The organism is Paenibacillus sp. PvP094, assembly GCF_040546835.1.
GTDB classification, from domain to species: Bacteria; Bacillota; Bacilli; order Paenibacillales; family Paenibacillaceae; genus Paenibacillus; species Paenibacillus illinoisensis.
Genome location: NZ_JBEPOM010000001.1, coordinates 1,871,976 through 1,889,517 on the forward strand (window position 1 = coordinate 1,871,976; position 17,542 = coordinate 1,889,517).

The window sequence follows — 17,542 nt, forward strand, 5'->3', positions numbered from 1 at the left end:
ATCCTTTGGTATTCCTATTTTAGTAGCCACGTGAAAATTGCGGGCTTTCCTTAAGCTGAACGATATCGTGACCCGTTGGGTTTTGGAAAGCACGAAGACCAAACGTCGGTGCCACAGCAAAGATGTGGTCAAAGATATCGGCCTGCACCGATTCATACACTCCCCAGGTGATATCATTGCTGAATGCATAGATCTCGAGTGGCAGTCCGTTGTCTCCTGGTGCTAGCTGTCTCACGATCAACGTCATATCCTGATGAATCTTCGGATGATTTTTCAGATACTGATGGATGTATTCCCGGAATACCCCCACATTCGTGAGCTGTCTGCCGTTTACTTTGCTCTCCGTATTAATCTGATGCTCCATATTGTACTCGTTAATTTCACTGATTCGCGTAGCGATATAGTCGGTAAGATAGTGGATCTTCCGGAATTCCTCAATCATGTCTTCGGTGCAAAAGGTGATACTGCTTGTATCAATATAGACGCTTCGCTTAATCCTTCTGCCGCCGGATACCTGCATGCCTCGCCAGTTTCTGAACGAGTCCGATATCAGGGCATAACTCGGAATCATCGTGATCGTTTTATCAAAATTTCTTACCTTAACTGTATTGAGTGTAATGTCAATGACATCCCCGTCAGCATTATACTTCGGCATCTCAATCCAGTCGCCAACACGCACCATGTCATTCGATGACAATTGAACGCCTGCCACGAGGCCCAAGATGGAGTCCTTGAAGACCAGCATCAGCACCGCTGATAACGCACCAAGGCCACTGAGAATAATCAACGGATTCTGACCGATAAGGCTCGAAATGACGATAATGCCCCCGATGATAAAAAGAATAATCTTGGCGACCTGGATGTACCCTTTGATCGGCCTGATCTTGGAGACTTCATAGGAACGATATATGTCATCAAACACATTAAGTAAGGCATTGAAAACCGTAATCATGATGACAATCATGTAGGTCATTGCAGCCTTCTCAATCAGGGCCTGATAGGATGGAAAGACATAAGCAGAATAATAGATAATAATGGCCGGTACGAGATGCGACAGCTTGTGGAACAGCTTTTTCTCCACAAAGATATGGCCCCATTTGTACCGATTGTTATTGACGATATGATGAATCGTCTTCAGCACGATTTTTTTGGCAATATAATTTGCCAGGATGGAGACCACCGCTATAAAAATAACCATGATGATGTTTGAAAGAATGCCAATGGTTTGTTCACTCATGCCCGTTCCGTCTAGTTGTTTTTTGATAAAATCCATTGTTTCCTCCTAACGCAGTCTAGTTTAGCTTTTCATTATAAATGACTCTCTGGTACGAAGCAAAATTCAAGATAAGAGGCACGTTATAAACGGTATGCTAGTTTGTTGGAATTAAGAATCCAGAGTAACTATAGACATATACAGTGCATTTTTTAAATAATAAAATCCAATTATGGTAGAATATACTTACTTCATATTTTTACTGGAGGGTGATTGATTTGAGGAAATATATTGGTTTGGTTTTCTTATTGGGCCTAATTCTAAGCATAACGGCTGCCTGCTCTTCGAGTGAGAGTGAGTCTGCAATTACTCTTGATGATATTGTCACCAAGTTCCGAGAGGCCGGACTTGAAATTGAAGCTCCGACGGAGCCTTTCAGTGAAGATCATGTATTGGCTAACCTAGGGCTTATAGACGAGCAACCCTTTCTAGTTCCGGCCTTGGGTGAAGGTGAGGGTGGTTATCTATTTTTGTTTGAGAATAAAACGGATCTTGAGAAACTGAAGGATTTTTACGAGGAAACTGGAAAATCAACGCTAATGCCTAATTCGCATGCCTATGCCCAAGATAATATCCTTTTGCAGATGAGTAATCAAATGAGTCAAACGGAGTTTGATCGATATGTAGAGGTTATCAAGGATTTATGAGGAAGTAGATAGCTCATCAATAATCAGATCATCAGCTTACGCTTCATATAAACCGAAAAGCCACCAACCTGGTCATAACCCTGTCAAGTAGACAGTACAAAAAAAGACAAGATTTAAGCTGCGGCCGTTTCCCGGTATTCAACCGGGGAACGGTCGTTTAGTTTTTTCTGAAATCGGTTTTGGTTGTAAAACAGTATGTATTCATTCACTTGCTGCTCAACCTCTGCTTTGTTTGCTGCCTTATTCAAATAAATTTTCTCCGTCTTCAAATGAGAGAAAAAAGATTCAATACAAGTATTATCTAAGCAATTTCCACGCCTGGAATGACTGCCTAGCATGCCGAGCTGGTTTAGTTTACGGTAATAGGGCTTCGAAGTATATTGAAATCCTTGATCCGAGTGTAGGATTACGCCACTCAGATCCACGTGCTGACGGAGTCTATCCAGCGTTTCATGAACCAATGCAAGGTCATTTCGTTCAGAAAGATGCCACGCTACAATTTCGTTATTGTATAAATCCTGAATAACAGAGAGATACACAAATTGTTCTCCAGCACGAATATAGGTAATGTCGGTAACCAGCTTCGTTCGTGGTGTATCCGCCCGAAACTGACGCTCCAGCCGGTTCGGGTTCACCACAGAGACTTGTTTTCCAAAGAATCGACGCTTTTTTCGAATGACAGAACAGATGCCTAATTGTTTCATTAATCGGTACACCTTTTTGTGGTTGACCCGAAGACCTTCCCGTCGTAAAGCAACGCTCATTCGAAGATAGCCAAAGTAAGGATGCACGCGATGGATGGCAAGCAAATGGGATTCTAGTTCATGTTCTTTGTGTCTACGCTCTTTTGCCGCTGCTATGCTTTTTCTCCACTTGTAATAACCCGAGCGGGAAACCGCAGCTAACTTCAAGAGCCGAACCAGACCGTGGTGTGCCCGTAGGTCCTCAATGATTTGAAATCTGGCCGCTTTACTCGTCACTCCTTGTGTAGATTTGGATACTGCTTTTTTAAGTATTCAATCTCCGCCCGCAAGTACGCTATCTCTTCTTCCATACTGGAAAACTTGGTTCTAAGGCGTCCCCGTTTGGGTGTAGCAGGTTCTAGACTCATTCCTTGTTTCGCTTTGGCTGCCCACACTTGTACCTGAGATTTATTTTGAATATCTAAACGTGTCGCTACTTCACGTATACTCATATGTTCTTCGTTGACCAGCCGGACTGCCTCCAATTTCAAATCCAAAGAGTACCGCCGGAATGTTTGCCCTTTTTTAGCCATGAAAAAATCCCCTTCGTTTACATGATTAAGTTCATCTTAATAGATGTCTTTTTTCTCATGTCTACTAAAAGGGGATAATACCAACCAGAATCTCTGGCTGATGGCTTTCTTGTTGTCTCACTCTAATGGAGGCGAGGGGCATCGCCCCCCATATGGTACTTAACAATTAAATAAAAAAGATTGATCTGTTCATAGCCCCGTCAAGTAGATATTAAAAAAAGAGAACTTCCATTTAAGCGGCGACTTTTTCCCCGGAATTCAATTGGGGAAAGGTCGCCAAGTTTGTTTTGGAAGCGGTGGGGGCCCATTTGCTTATTTCTTTAATGAACTGGCACCGGGCTTCGAAATCCAGCTTCCCTCCCCGTGTAAGTTTGGATTGAGCTTTTTTAGATATTCTACCTGCGCTTTCAGATATGCATTTTCTTCTTCAGCACTACTAAAATGCTCCTTTGTCCACCGTCCCCGGTAATCCTCAAAACCATCTCCGTTTTGGTTTTTACGGACCCATGTGATGATTTGACTTTCACTCTTGATTCCGAACTTCTCCATAATTCGGCTGTACGGCCAGCCTTCCTCCAATCGCAAACGAACCGCTTCTTTCTTCGTTTCTTCACTATATCGATTAAATGTTTGACCCTTCTTCGCTGGCATAACAAAAATCCCCTCCGGCAGTGATTGAGTTCATTGTAACATGTACTCTTTTTTCACTGTCTACCGTAAATGAAAGGAGTTGATGTTATCGCACTTCAGTTTCCTGTTTAACCAAACTAAATCTTTAGAATCTTGTCGTAAGATCATGAATGTATTTCTTTTGTTTAAGCACTTTGTGAATATTGTAGCAATATTCACACAATATCTAATTCAACGGATGAGGTGGGTAAAAAAATATGAAAAGATTCAAAATTTCATTGCTAGCTGTCGCCGTTCTCGCTGGATCACTGTTTCAAGCGAGCGTGTTTGCTGCTGATAACACGCCCAAAATTTTAAACACAGTTATTGAGGACCAAGGGATTTCACTGACGGTTGAAGGTTTTAATGAAACGTTGGTGGGTAGAAAAGAAAATAGAAAATCGCTTATGAGCCAAAAATCTTTACATAAACTTGATTTGAAGCTCGGGGATTTCACGTTAAAGGATGAAAGTGTTTCATTTAATGCGAATGTTGGTGAAACCGCTATTTCGTTGTCCGGACCGTTGCATGCGAGTTATAAAATTCAAAATGACATGAACAGTATCGTAGGAGATTTAACGGATGCAACGGGCAATTTTAAAGTATTGCTGTTCGAAATCTTCAATGATACCCAAAATGATAATCTTTTGATTAATCACGACCTGAATGGAAAGCCGCATTTGAAGCTGTATTTGCTCGACAGCAATAATAATATCCTTATTTTCGAGATGGATGTACCTGAAACATTGAACACATTGGAAGCGAAGTCTTTTGCTGAAGTTGAAGATAACAAAAAGGAAATGTTCTGGTTTAGTGGATTGGCAGAGCCTTTATCTGTTAAGGAGATACCTACAAGCGAAACGTCGATTGCTGAGGTTTCAGGTAATACCAATACCAGTATCTCCCCAACGGCGTTAAACGAGTTTTCTACCTGGACTAACCCTACCACTTATTACACTTCATTTTACGTAGGATCCGATTATACACAATGCTACTCGTTGCCTTATCTTAGCTACAAACACGTAAATGTAAGCTCATCAGACTCGACATGGATTGCTCAATTTAAAATTGCTGAGCATACAAAAGTCGGCAACTACACCTATTACGGCAATAACGTTTTTGAATATAAGAATGTAAAAATTGCGTTTGGATCAGGCGATTATTCAACCATGATCAGGACGTTCCAACAAGGAAGAGTTTATGATACTACAAGCGGCTTGAAAAAAACCGGCGATAATATCTCTGCTAACCTTATCAAGAAAACAATAAGCAAAGTTCCTTATGGAAGCACAATTAATGATGTCATTGGATATATTAACACCGCAACGTCTGTGGTAGGAGATGTGAGACTTGGTAGTACAGGTGTGAACTTATCAGGTAGTCCTGTTTCCGCGGCAGGCGAAAAGCTCACTAGTAAATATAAGTTAGAGGAGTGTACCGATCATAGCGGGCAAACTGATAACGGTCATTACTTTACTTATCATGTCGTGCTTAATTATGAGGGAAATGGATCCTCAAAAAGTACAACCGGCAATCTACAATTGAAATTTGATGTATGGAACGCCGAGACATACACAACCACCCCAGTCTCCAAAGATTTCTCTCTTTCTTACACAGCAAAACCATAATATTCTGTTCTTTTGTTTTCATTGTCGAATATACTAAAAGGGCCGGGGATATTATTCCCGGCTTTTGGCTTGAAACATTTATCGTGACCGGTTCGTTAATCTAAGTGGGAGAGAGGTGAATTAATGTATGAAAATGAATATAAAAATATCCATTATGCTGCTCATTGCAATTGCTGTAGGTTTCATTCTTGGATGGTATTTAATGCCAAATAGTGAACAGGAGAAGTGGACTCCAGACAAAATTAATCTTTACTATAATGAAGAACAAAGCCAGGTTACAAAAGTAGAGGATCCGCAATTCTTCGATCAGATCCTTCGTTTAATTGTATTTGAAAAAGGAGATATGATGTCAGGAGGAAATGCTCCATTATCAGAAGAAGAAGTCAATGAGATGAGAAAATCTGCAGTAGAATATTTCTATAATAAACCGATCTCGATACAGATCAATAACGGAGATGGCAAATCCGAAAGCATAGAATTCAAATCTATCCTTTTTCCTATAGATGAAAAATGGAACGGTGCGGCTTATATACAAACAACCGATTCAACTTATTTGTATTTTGTATCACGGCCAAGTTTAGATTCAATACTAAGGCATATGTAGATTTTGACGCTTACCGTTCAATTTATATAGCAGAGTAACCTCAAAGCTATGAATAAAGACCAGACAAATGTTTTATACGAGCTAAAGGAGTGGTGGATTCGATCGCTGGAGGGGAAGCCAGCCGGTGCTCTAGGAATTCCCCAAAAGACATTTTGTTTCTGGACAAGATTCCGCTGCTGGTTGTATTTAAGCTCAGTCAATAGCTTTTGGCTTCAGTTTCAGTTGAGGCTAGCCCAAAAGATAAATTCATTAGATTCTAAAGATAAGATATGCTTTTGATTAAACTTCAACGTAGAAAATCCCACCAGGAATATAGTGGGGTTTTCATTACCTATAAGTGAATGACAATAGTGATTTACCAGAATTAGCGTCAATGACTACATTAAACTGGCTATACGTCGGAGCTTCCTTCCCTTTCATTGCGTGCCCCGTACCTTTTATATCAAAAAATGTGACAATGTATACAGGTTGTTTAGCAAAAACCCAAACTTTAGACTTTTAGCTGAAGCAATTATTATCGCTTCTTCTTCGCTTATTTTGGCAGCAAATAGGGGAGTGCTTAGCTTCATTCCTAGCAACTTTAATCTATCCTTGTCATGAAGAGTTATTATTTCAGATTCTGTAGTCGCATCATATGCCTTTATGTCATAAGGCGCTTCTATTTGCCTAACCTCCTGTACACCTTTTAAAGATATGTCAGAGGTCTGAGCTAACGAAATTCCTGATATGCTTAATACTACAGCCGACAATATTGATGAGATAATAATTGTCTTATTGAGTTTCACTTTATAACTCTCCTGTATTCCACGTTTATTGAGTAAGTGCTAGTATCATTACCGAGCCTAAATCATTACCAAATGTAAGGTTTGGTCTAAAAGTTCTCGTTGAATTTGTTCTAGTATAAACAACAGATAAGAATCTCATTTCTGTTTGGGCTAGTCCAAACAAGGAGTAATGAAAGTAGTGGAACATCCTTCAGATGCTCCACTTGTCTAAATTCCTGTATTTCCTATACGCCTTTAACTTTATATCACAACTAAAAAACCACCAACCAGATGATCTGGTTGGTGGCCTTCACGTACTTAGAAAATGGAGGCGAGGGGAGTCGAACCCCTGTCCGAAGATAACGACACATAAGCTTCTACGGGTGTAGTCACAGTTTTGATGTCACCCGAGTATCGCCCCGTAACCGGCTATACGTTGGGTCAGCCTGATTGTCTTCTTCAGCACACCCCAGGCGGAGATGTGACAGCGTATCCCACTAAAGTTGAGCCCTCATCCCGGTACATGGGCGATACAGAGCGAGAGCACGCTCACAGGTTATTAAGCTGCGAAAGCGTAGTTGTTTTGTTGTTTGCCGTTTAATAGGCTTTAGCGTTGATGAAGCGGACGCGTCCCCACTACCCGCTACCCATGCTCGAACTATCCCCGTCGAATCCATAAACGCCCCCTCATATAAGAAGGGCTCCAGGATTAATCCGTGAATACGGAGCAAAGGTGCTGCACATCTTTTTCCTCCAAGGTAAAAAGATGCTCTTTCAAACTCGGCATTCCTGTCTGCTACATGAATAATCATATCACAGGACCGAATGCAGATATAGTACAGATTACTGGAAGTCATACCAGCAGGCTGAGCATCTGTGCAAGATTAACCAATGCACCATCTGAGGCTCAATCGTCTACATATTATACCGCGTCCCTGGGACGAAGTAAAGTTTACCAGATTGAGGTCGCGAACATTTGTATCTCCTTTATTTTACCCACTATTTGCACAGACTACGCAGACAGCAGCTACATTTAATACATCAGCTGAATCCTTTAGCTCAGCAACTTCACACCTAACTCTATCTTATGCATTCTGTGCTTGAAGGTTTACTTTCTCAAGGCTCTCCCCAAATGTTCAAACAGCGACTTTCACTTAAAATAAAAATCCCAAGCTTTGCCCAATCCTAGGCCAAACTTGAGATCCTCATTTACTTCGCATTTAAAGTTAACTTATGACGCATCCTGCGAAGCTGAAGCAATTCGATCAGCGAGCGATCTTCTGCTTCTCACGCAGTGCCCGTTGAATATCGCGCTGTGCATCCCGCTTCGCAGCAGACTCACGTTTATCATACTGCTTCTTACCTTTACCCAGGCCAAGCAGCAATTTCGCATATCCATTACGTACATAGATCTTCAGCGGCACAATACTGTACCCTTCCTGCTTCGACAATCCAAGCAGCTTGTTAATCTGAGACTTGTGCAGCAGAAGCTTGCGTGTACGCGTCGGATCAAGCGGATTATGTCGGTTCCCTTGTTCAAAAGGACTAATATGCATATTATGAATGTGAATTTCACCGTTACGAATGGTGGCAAACGCATCTCCAATATTCGCACGGCCGTTACGAAGAGATTTGATCTCCGTTCCGGTAAGCACCATGCCCGCTTCATACGTATCTTCAATGAAGTAGTCATGGGAAGCCTTTTTATTCTGTGCAAGCACTTTACTCTGTCCATCATTCTTGCCCATGTCCTCACTCCTTCTCCGTAAAATAAGCCGGTACCAATGCTCTATAGCCGCGCACCCGATGATGCCCAGGTACCCTAGCCAGACCTTAATTGTAGCAAGGACCGCTGTTAAAATCAAGAAAGAGGCAGCATATGCCGCCCCTTCTCATTACACACATTTCATGCTGTACGAAACGAATATTACTTTTTCTTCTTCCGTACAAAAGCGGCTGTTCCATTAGCGGAAGCACCTTTGTTCTTTTTCCGTTTACGGCGCGGAGCTCCGCCTTCCTGTGTACCTCCAGGTGTAGCTGCTTCGCCGATAAAGATACCGCTAGGTGACGTCTTTTTGCGTCCACCGCCACCTTTTCCGCCGCCCTTGCCGGATTTGAAGCTGCCTTCGCCACGGCCTTTACCGCTGTTCAGATCAGTTCCTTGGCCGCCAGTGCCGCTGTCCTGACTGGACGGCGCGGAGCTGTATCCACCTTTACCCGAACCAAAACCAAAGCTAACCGCTCCTGTACCTTTGCCGCGAGCAGCAGCTGGTGCACTGGCATCTCCCGTGCGACGTTCACCTTTCGGTTTACCGCCACCTTTTCCACTGAAGCTGCCACGTCCACCCTTGCTGCTCTCTTCCGGTGCTCTTCCACCGCGACTGCCACCGCCTTTGCCTCCACGTGAGCCACTGAATCCACCAGAACCGCCTTTGGCGCCACTCCGGCCACCACCGCCAGCAGGACGTCCACCTCTGCCGCCTCGGTTGCCGCCACCAAAACCGCCTGGCCGTTCACTGCGTGGCTTCATATCCACCATTTCAAAGTCAATCGTGTACTCTTCCATGCTCACGCGAGCAACACGAATCTTCACCTCATCTCCGATACGGAACACTTTCGAGGTTCGCTCACCAATGAGAGCCATATGCTGATCATCAAAATGGTAATAGTCGTCCGTCAGTGCACTCAGTCGGATCAAGCCTTCTACCGTATTCTCGAGTTCAATGAACATGCCGAAGCTGGTTACACTGCTGATCATGCCTTCGAATTCTTCCCCGACCTTATCGAGCATGTACTCGGCTTTCTTCATTTTCTCTGTATCTCGCTCCGCTTCAACCGCCACACGTTCACGCTCAGACGATTGCTGCGCAATGTCGGACATGCGTGACGCCAGGTATTCCTGACGATTCTCAGGCAGCGCACCCTTGTTCTCAATCACTTCCCGAATGACACGGTGAATAACCAGATCGGGGTAACGACGAATTGGTGATGTGAAGTGACTATAGAACTCAGCCGCGAGGCCAAAGTGTCCTGACATCTCCGCATCATACTTCGCCTGCTTCATGGAACGCAGCATCATCGTACTGATCACCGTCTGTTCCTTCGTTCCATTGATATCCTCAAGCAGGGACTGAAGTGCACGAGGGTGAATCGCGTTACCGCGTCCTTTTACATGGTGTCCGAAGTTCGCTGCAAAAGCGAGGAAGTTTTGCAATTTCTCCTGATCGGGATCTTCATGCACACGATAGATAAACGGAACCTTCAACCAGTGGAAGTGCTCTGCCACGGTCTCATTGGCCGCCAGCATGAATTCTTCAATGATTTGCTCTGCAATCGAACGCTCACGTTTGACGATATCGACCGGTTTACCTTCTTCATTCACAATGATTTTGGATTCTTCAAAATCAAAGTCAACCGCACCTCGGCGCATACGCATCGCGCGAAGCTTGAGGGCAATTTCTTTCATCAGATGGAAGTCATCCACCAGATCCTTGTAACGCTCCAGCAATTCCGGCTCTTCGCCTTCAAGAATTTTGCGAACGTTGGCATACGTCATACGCTCTTTGGTCTTGATCACACTCGTGAAGATGTCGTGTTTCACAACCTTCATCTGGTCGTTGAACTCCATTTCACAGGACAGCGTAAGGCGATCCACCTGTGGATTCAAGCTACAGATCCCGTTCGAGAGACGATGCGGCAGCATCGGAATAACACGGTCTACCAAGTACACGCTGCATCCGCGGTTGTATGCTTCCTGATCCAGTTTGGAGTTCTCGCGTACATAGTAGCCGACATCCGCAATATGAACACCTAAACGGTAGTTCCCGTTCGGCAGCTTCTCCACATTGACAGCATCGTCCAGATCCTTGGCGTCTTCGCCATCGATGGTTACGATGTTTAATCCACGCAAGTCACGGCGGCCCTGCTGCACGATCTCTTCATCCGTAATGGATTCCGGAGCTTGTTCTGCTTCTTCCACCACTTCATCCGGGAAAGCTTCCGGCAGCTGATGCTTGCGAATGACGGACAATATATCAATGCCTGGATCATCCTTATGTCCAAGAATCTCAATAATTTCGCCTTCTGCGGCAGCGCGACCTTCCGGGTAGCTCACGATTTTGGCAACGACTTTTTGTCCATCTACAGCCCCGGCAGAATTCGTACGCGGAATGAAAATATCACGGTTAATCCGCTTATCATCCGGAATGACGAAGCCGTATACCTCATGGTTTTGGAATACACCAACCACTTGGGTAATAGCACGTGTAACAATGCGTACGATCTCGCCTTCCAAACGTCCGTTGGATGGACCCTGAGACGTCACTTTAACAAGGACCGTGTCCCCGTTCATCGCGCTCTTCATATCATTGGCATGGATGTAGACATCCGGATGCTCTTTATCCTCAGGGATGAGAAAAGCAAATCCCTTCGCATGTGCCTGCAGCCTTCCGCGAACCAGGTTCATGCGTTCAGGCATGCCGTACCTGTTGTTACGGGTAAGCAGAATCTTGCCGGATTCCTCCAGTGTATTCAGCATGATCAAAAAGGCTTTGAAATCAGCTGCATCTTCAATCTCGAAGTGCTGTTCCAGCTCCTGATAGGTCATCGGTTTATAAGCGGTTTCCCGCATGAAGTCGAGCAATTGTTGTTCTGTTATCATTAATATTCACCTCGGGAAACGTAAAAGTGTAATCTGGTTTGTATCCTGTCTTTATGTATCGGAAATTTTGCAATTTTCTTGCCACGTAACACATGCCCTCACTATCTCATACCCTAGTATACACGAATTCAATCCACCGCATCCGTACCCCGCAAAATAATCCAAACCTTAGCTGAATGCAGCACTTCACATCATGAGTACACGTTTTCATTGGATTTTAGGATAACAAATTCCTTAAAGAACGACGTTCAAAGATGAAATAAAGATGAAATGTATGGAGCAAAGTCGTTCGTATTGAACCACTAAGTACGCAATTGGGCTAAGTAACGGGAAGGAAAACGAAATGGAAGTGGGGAACCGAAGATTACATGGGTAGAAAAAATTAGTTGGTAAACTTTGGACATGCGCCAATGTATTAAAAAACCTCCGTTTCTTCTCGAAACGAAGGTTCATCATCTTAGGTCGTTCATTCATATATGCTTGATCTACCGATCAATACAGCCTTCCTTACTTGGAAATGACTGTAACAATGATAGCCAAGATCATAAATCCTGCACCCAGTACAACGGTTGCACGTTGCAGGAAAAGATCCAATCCGCGCGCTTTCGTTTTACCGAAAAGATGTTCCGCACCACCGGAGATGGCACCCGCCAAACCAGCGCTTTTCCCGTGCTGCAGCAATACTACAGTGATTAGACCGATCGAGAAAACAACGAGCAGCAATTTCAAAGCAATATCCATTCTTTCCACCTCCTACCCATGTGGGCATAACATCTCACCATAAAAACAGTTACTTTAATTGTACCACAGCTATTCCCAATCTACAACCTTATCCATGATACTGTCTATGTTGGGAAGAAAAGAAAAAGACAAGCCGGTTACCCGGCTTGCCCTAGAAGCTGTGAATACAGCTTATTTTTTAAGGTTGTAGAATCCTTTAAGACCATTGTATTGAGCCAGTTCGCCCAGTTGATCCTCGATGCGGAGCAATTGGTTGTACTTCGCGATACGGTCTGTACGGGAAGGTGCACCTGTTTTGATTTGTCCTGCATTTGTTGCAACTGCGATGTCAGCGATTGTGCTGTCTTCGGACTCACCGGAACGGTGGGAGATTACAGCTGTGTATCCTGCACGTTTAGCCATTTCGATTGCATCGAATGTTTCAGTCAGCGTACCGATTTGGTTAACTTTGATCAGGATGGAGTTACCAATACCTTCGTTGATACCTTTTTCCAGACGCTCCGTGTTCGTTACGAACAAGTCGTCACCAACGAGTTGTACTTTGTCTCCCAGTTTTTCAGTGAGCAATTTCCAGCCATCCCAGTCGTCTTCGGACATACCGTCTTCGATTGTGATGATTGGGTATTTCTCAACCCATGAAGCCAGAAGGTCAACATACTCAGCGGAAGTGTAAGATTTACCTTCGCCAGCAAGTGTGTACTTACCATCTTTGTAGAACTCAGTGGAAGCTACGTCCATACCCAAGAATACGTCAACACCTGGTTTGTATCCAGCTTTTTCAATCGCTTCGATGATTGTAGTGATTGCTTCTTCGTTCGAACCAAGGTTCGGTGCGAAACCACCTTCGTCACCCACAGCTGTGTTCAGTCCTTTGGAGCTCAGTACAGATTTCAGGTTGTGGAAGATTTCTGCGCCTACGCGAAGAGCTTCTTTGAATGTTGGTGCTCCAACAGGAAGAACCATGAACTCTTGAACGTCGATGTTGTTGTCAGCATGCTCACCACCGTTGATGATGTTCATCATTGGTACTGGCAGTGCTTTAGCGTTGAATCCGCCCAGGTAAACATACAGTGGCAGGTCCAGAGCGTCAGCAGCTGCGCGAGCTACAGCCATGGATACAGCCAGGATTGCGTTAGCACCCAGTTTACCTTTGTTTGGCGTACCATCCAAAGCGATCATCATTTTATCGATACCCAGTTGATCCAAAGCGTCCATACCGATTACTTCTGGAGCGATTGTTTCGTTTACGTTCTTAACAGCTTGCAGAACGCCTTTACCCAGGTAGCGGGATTTGTCACCATCGCGAAGCTCAACTGCTTCGTGGGCACCAGTGGATGCACCAGATGGAACGATTGCGCGTCCGATTGCGCCGGACTCCAGGTATACTTCAACTTCAACTGTAGGGTTACCGCGGGAGTCGAGGACTTCGCGAGCGTACACGTCAGAAATAATAGTCATGAGTGATAATCTCCTTTTAATTTGAATTTATTTAAATTTGGGACTACTTGTGCTTGCCCTTATGACCACTACGTCAGCAGAATCGTCTTCCGATCGCTGTTATCCCCTGATTTCTTTGAACTTATTTTTAATAAGTTGAAATCATGTGATAAAGGCGAACACTTCGTTTCTTCAGACCATTTCTGCTTCCTTCGTTCGGGGGCAAACTCCAAACTTCCCACTTTGTATATGTGGCTGTGTAACTTACTTACGGGTAGCGATGACAGAAGTACCTGTCATTTCTTCCGGTTTAGGCAATTGCATCAGGTCCAGAATCGTTGGCGCGATATCGGCCAGGATTCCACCTTCACGCAAGGTTACGTTAGCATCAGTTACGATAAATGGAACCGGGTTCGTTGTATGAGCAGTGAACGGACGTCCTTGCTCATCGAATACCATATCCGCGTTACCATGGTCAGCAGTGATGAGTACAACGCCGCCTTTGGCAAGCACTGCATCAACAACACGTCCCATGCACTCATCAGTCACTTCAACCGCCTTAATGGTAGGCTCCAGCATGCCGGAGTGTCCAACCATATCCGGGTTGGCGAAGTTCAGAATGATCGCATCATGTTTATCCGCTTCAATCTCGCGAACACATGCATCAGCTACTTCGTAAGCGCTCATCTCCGGTTGCAGATCATACGTTGCAACTTTTGGCGAGTTGATCAGCACGCGAGTTTCACCTGGAAGCTCAACATCACGTCCACCGCTGAAGAAGAAGGTAACGTGCGGGTATTTCTCGGTTTCAGCAATACGCAGCTGTTTCTTGTTGTTCTGAACCAGAACTTCACCCAGTGTATTGTCGAGGTTTTTAGGCGAGTAAGCCACATAACCTTCAACCGTTTCACTGAACAACGTCAGGCAGACAAAGTGCAAGCCTTCTGGGAATTTCGGACCACGGTCGAAACCACGGAAATCCTTGTTCGTGAATACTTGCGACAGCTGAATCGCACGGTCAGGACGGAAGTTCAGGAAGATTACGGAATCGCCGCTTTCTACCAAACCTACCGGCTCACCATCCGCTTTAACGATAACCGTTGGCTCAACGAATTCGTCAAATACGGACTTCTCATACGATTCTTCAACCGCTCTGAGTGGATCGTTGTATTTTGGTCCATCACCATAAACGATGGCACGATATGATTTCTCAACACGTTCCCAACGTTTGTCACGGTCCATCGCGTAGTAGCGACCTTGAACCGTTGCGATTTGTCCTACACCGACTTCCTCAATTTTGGCGATCAGCTTCTTCATGAAGTCTTTACCGCTATCCGGCATAACGTCACGGCCATCCAGGAAGGCATGAATATAAACGTCATTCATTTCTTCTTTTTTGGCCAGATCCAGCATGGCAAACAAGTGGTCGATGTGACTATGTACGCCGCCATCAGACAACAATCCGTAAAGGTGAAGCTTTTTACCGTTTTGTTTCGCTTCGCGCACAGCTTTGACAAGTGTTTCGTTGTCGAAGAACTCTCCGTCACGAATCGATTTGGAGATACGGGTCAAATCCTGGTATACGATCCGGCCGGCACCAATGTTCAGGTGACCTACCTCGGAGTTCCCCATTTGCCCTTCTGGCAAACCTACAGCTTCACCGCATGCAGTGAGAGTTGTGTGTGGGAATTGGCTCATGAAGCGATCGTAGTTCGGCTTTTTGGCTTGCGCTACTGCGTTGCCTTCCACCGTGTTACGAAGACCAAAGCCATCCATGATGATCAGTGCTACAGGTTTTGGAGCTGTCATTACTTCGCCCCCTCAACAAGCGCGATGAACGAAGCCGGCTGCAAGCTGGCACCGCCAACAAGCGCGCCGTCGATGTCGCTTTGTCCGAGGTATTCTGTTACGTTCTCTGGTTTAACACTGCCGCCGTATTGAATACGAACTGCACTTGCAACCTTCTCGTCGTACAGATCCTTCACCAGGCTGCGGATGTAAGCAATAACTTCATTCGCATCTTGAGATGTGGAGGATTTACCTGTACCAATCGCCCAGATTGGTTCATAAGCGATAACCACTTGTGCTGCTTGATCTGCAGACAAACCTGCAAAAGCAGCTTCCGTTTGCACTTTGCATACGTCTTTTGTTTGGTTCGCTTCGCGCTCTTCAAGTGTCTCACCAAGACAGAAGATTGGAGTCAATCCGTGACGGAATGCTGCATGCAGCTTTTTATTGACAGTCTCATCGGTTTCCGCAAAATATTGACGGCGCTCCGAGTGACCAATAATTACATAATCCACGCCCAGATCTTTCAGCATTACGCCGCTGATTTCACCAGTGAATGCACCGTTGTCTTCAAAGTGAAGATTTTGAGCACCAATTTTGATGTTTGTGCCTTTCACAGCTTCTACCAATGTAGGCAGATTCGTAAACGGTGCACAGATTACAGTCTCTACGCCTTCAACTTCCGCTTTTCCTTTAACTTCCTGAATGAAGTCATTGGATTCGGAAACCGTTTTGAACATTTTCCAGTTACCTGCGATAATCGGTGTTCTCATGGTTTTCAACTCCTTCATGCTATAGCTTAAAACTTACTTGTCGTTCAATGCAACTACGCCTGGAAGCACTTTGCCTTCCATGAATTCCAGTGATGCACCGCCACCTGTAGAGATGTGGTCCATTTTATCAGCCAGTTTGAACTTCTCAGCTGCTGCTGCGGAGTCGCCACCACCGATTACTGTGTAAGCATCCGTTGTTGCACAAGCTTCTGCCACTGCACGAGTACCGTGGGAGAAAGGCTCGATTTCGAATACGCCCATTGGTCCGTTCCATACAACAAGTTTGGAGTTTTTAACAACGTCAGCATAGATCTCACGTGTTTTAGGACCGATGTCGATACCTTCCCAATCTGCAGGAATGTCGCCAACTTCAACAACTTTTGTATTTGCGTTAGCGCTGAAATCATCAGAAATGACGATATCTACTGGCAGATAGAAGTTTTTACCCAGTTTTTTCGCTTTTTCGATGAAGCCCAGAGCTACATCCAGTTTGGACTCATCCAACAGGGATTGGCCTACTTCGTGGCCTTGAGCCTTCATGAATGTATAGGACAATCCTCCACCGATGATTACGTTGTCTGCAATGTTAAGCAGGTTGTCGATTACATCGATTTTGTCCTTAACTTTGGATCCGCCAATGATTGCAGTGAACGGACGCTCAGGGTTGGAAATGGCTTTGCCGAGCACTTCAAGTTCTTTCTCCATCAACAGACCGGATACTGCTGGCAGCAAGTGAGCGATACCTTCTGTTGAAGCATGTGCTCTGTGAGCCGCTCCGAAAGCATCGTTAACGAAAACGTCAGCCAGTTCAGCAAATTGTTTTGCCAGTTCTGGATCGTTTTTCTCTTCGCCTGCATGGAAACGAACGTTTTCAAGCAACAATACGTCACCATTGTTCAGTTCAGCAACTTGCGCTTTAACGGTTTCACCGATGGAATCGTCAGCTTTAACCACTTTTTTACCGAGCAGCTCGGACAAACGCTCAGCCGCTGGAGTCAAACGCAAGGATTCCACAACTTCGCCATTTGGACGACCCATGTGGCTCGCAAGAATGACTTTCGCACCTTTTTCGATCAAGAAGTTGATCGTTGGCAGTGTTGCACGAATACGTTTGTCATCTGTAATTTTACCATCTTCGAGCGGCACATTGAAATCTACACGGACAAAAGCCCGTTTTCCTGTCAATTCGATATCGCGTACGCTTTTTTTGTTCATCTGTATTTCCTCCGCACCCATGTATTTGGTGGACCGATCAGGAGCCTAATCTCCTGTCCATCCTGGT

13 protein-coding genes, 1 other RNA gene and 1 pseudogene are annotated in these 17,542 nt (G+C 44.8%); 3 read left to right on the forward strand and 12 right to left on the reverse strand.

Annotation, left to right across the window (positions count from 1 at the left end):
* Positions 1-19: 19 nt before the first annotated feature.
* On the reverse strand, positions 20-1,273 hold the full coding sequence (locus ABIC22_RS08725) for a mechanosensitive ion channel family protein (protein WP_354480210.1): 1,254 nt from the start codon (positions 1,271-1,273) through the stop codon (positions 20-22).
* Positions 1,274-1,491: 218 nt separating this feature from the next.
* Between ABIC22_RS08725 and ABIC22_RS08730 the strand changes: the two genes are divergently transcribed.
* Positions 1,492-1,920 carry a stress protein gene (locus tag ABIC22_RS08730; RefSeq protein ID WP_354480213.1) on the forward strand — a complete coding sequence of 143 codons (429 nt, stop codon included), beginning with the start codon at positions 1,492-1,494 and terminating at the stop codon, positions 1,918-1,920.
* 113 nt (positions 1,921-2,033) lie between these two features.
* Here the strand turns inward: ABIC22_RS08730 and ABIC22_RS08735 are convergent.
* Together ABIC22_RS08735 and ABIC22_RS08740 are read right to left on the reverse strand one after the other, a co-directional pair.
* Positions 2,034-3,196, reverse strand: a protein-coding gene (locus ABIC22_RS08735) for an IS3 family transposase (RefSeq protein WP_483312534.1) whose coding sequence is annotated in 2 segments (ribosomal slippage) — positions 2,034-2,932 and positions 2,932-3,196 — 1,164 coding nt in all. Because the reading frame shifts where the segments join, the coding sequence is not laid out codon by codon here.
* A gap of 298 nt (positions 3,197-3,494) precedes the next feature.
* A pseudogene (locus ABIC22_RS08740) lies at positions 3,495-3,847 on the reverse strand (transposase); the annotation flags it as partial.
* A 236-nt stretch (positions 3,848-4,083) separates the two neighbouring features.
* Here ABIC22_RS08740 and ABIC22_RS08745 point away from each other — a divergent pair.
* Together ABIC22_RS08745 and ABIC22_RS08750 are read left to right on the forward strand one after the other, a co-directional pair.
* On the forward strand, positions 4,084-5,493 hold the full coding sequence (locus ABIC22_RS08745; protein WP_354480216.1) for a hypothetical protein: 1,410 nt from the start codon (positions 4,084-4,086) through the stop codon (positions 5,491-5,493).
* Positions 5,494-5,620: 127 nt separating this feature from the next.
* Positions 5,621-6,097 (forward strand): hypothetical protein, encoded by a 477-nt coding sequence (locus ABIC22_RS08750; RefSeq protein WP_354480219.1) that lies wholly within the window; start codon positions 5,621-5,623, stop codon positions 6,095-6,097.
* Between the two features lie 437 nt (positions 6,098-6,534).
* On the opposite strand, the gene ABIC22_RS08755 is transcribed toward ABIC22_RS08750, so the two are convergent.
* The 9 genes from ABIC22_RS08755 to ABIC22_RS08795 all read right to left on the reverse strand — a co-directional run bounded on the left by ABIC22_RS08755 (position 6,535) and on the right by ABIC22_RS08795 (position 17,475).
* Positions 6,535-6,882, reverse strand: a complete 348-nt coding sequence (locus tag ABIC22_RS08755) for a hypothetical protein (protein WP_153976500.1) — start codon at positions 6,880-6,882, stop codon at positions 6,535-6,537.
* 302 nt (positions 6,883-7,184) lie between these two features.
* Positions 7,185-7,548, reverse strand: a transfer-messenger RNA (tmRNA) gene (gene ssrA, locus ABIC22_RS08760).
* Between the two features lie 578 nt (positions 7,549-8,126).
* Complete coding sequence (gene smpB, locus ABIC22_RS08765) at positions 8,127-8,609, reverse strand: SsrA-binding protein SmpB (protein ID WP_095293038.1); 483 nt, start codon at positions 8,607-8,609, stop codon at positions 8,127-8,129.
* Between the two features lie 179 nt (positions 8,610-8,788).
* Positions 8,789-11,521, reverse strand: coding sequence for a ribonuclease R (gene rnr, locus ABIC22_RS08770; RefSeq protein ID WP_354480223.1), 2,733 nt, complete (start codon positions 11,519-11,521; stop codon positions 8,789-8,791).
* Positions 11,522-12,028: 507 nt separating this feature from the next.
* Positions 12,029-12,262, reverse strand: coding sequence for a preprotein translocase subunit SecG (gene secG, locus ABIC22_RS08775; RefSeq protein WP_095293034.1), 234 nt, complete (start codon positions 12,260-12,262; stop codon positions 12,029-12,031).
* A gap of 171 nt (positions 12,263-12,433) precedes the next feature.
* A complete protein-coding gene (gene eno / locus ABIC22_RS08780) occupies positions 12,434-13,720 on the reverse strand; it encodes a phosphopyruvate hydratase (protein WP_095293032.1) in 1,287 nt (428 codons plus the stop codon).
* 243 nt (positions 13,721-13,963) lie between these two features.
* The gene (gene gpmI / locus ABIC22_RS08785) at positions 13,964-15,508 is read right to left on the reverse strand and encodes a 2,3-bisphosphoglycerate-independent phosphoglycerate mutase (protein WP_110821830.1); all 1,545 of its coding nucleotides are present in this window, start codon (positions 15,506-15,508) and stop codon (positions 13,964-13,966) included.
* A complete protein-coding gene (gene tpiA, locus ABIC22_RS08790) occupies positions 15,508-16,260 on the reverse strand; it encodes a triose-phosphate isomerase (protein ID WP_095293028.1) in 753 nt (250 codons plus the stop codon). Before tpiA ends, gpmI begins: the two co-directional genes overlap by 1 nt.
* A 33-nt stretch (positions 16,261-16,293) precedes the next feature.
* Positions 16,294-17,475, reverse strand: coding sequence for a phosphoglycerate kinase (locus ABIC22_RS08795; RefSeq protein WP_095293143.1), 1,182 nt, complete (start codon positions 17,473-17,475; stop codon positions 16,294-16,296).
* Between the last annotated feature and the right edge of the window lie 67 nt (positions 17,476-17,542).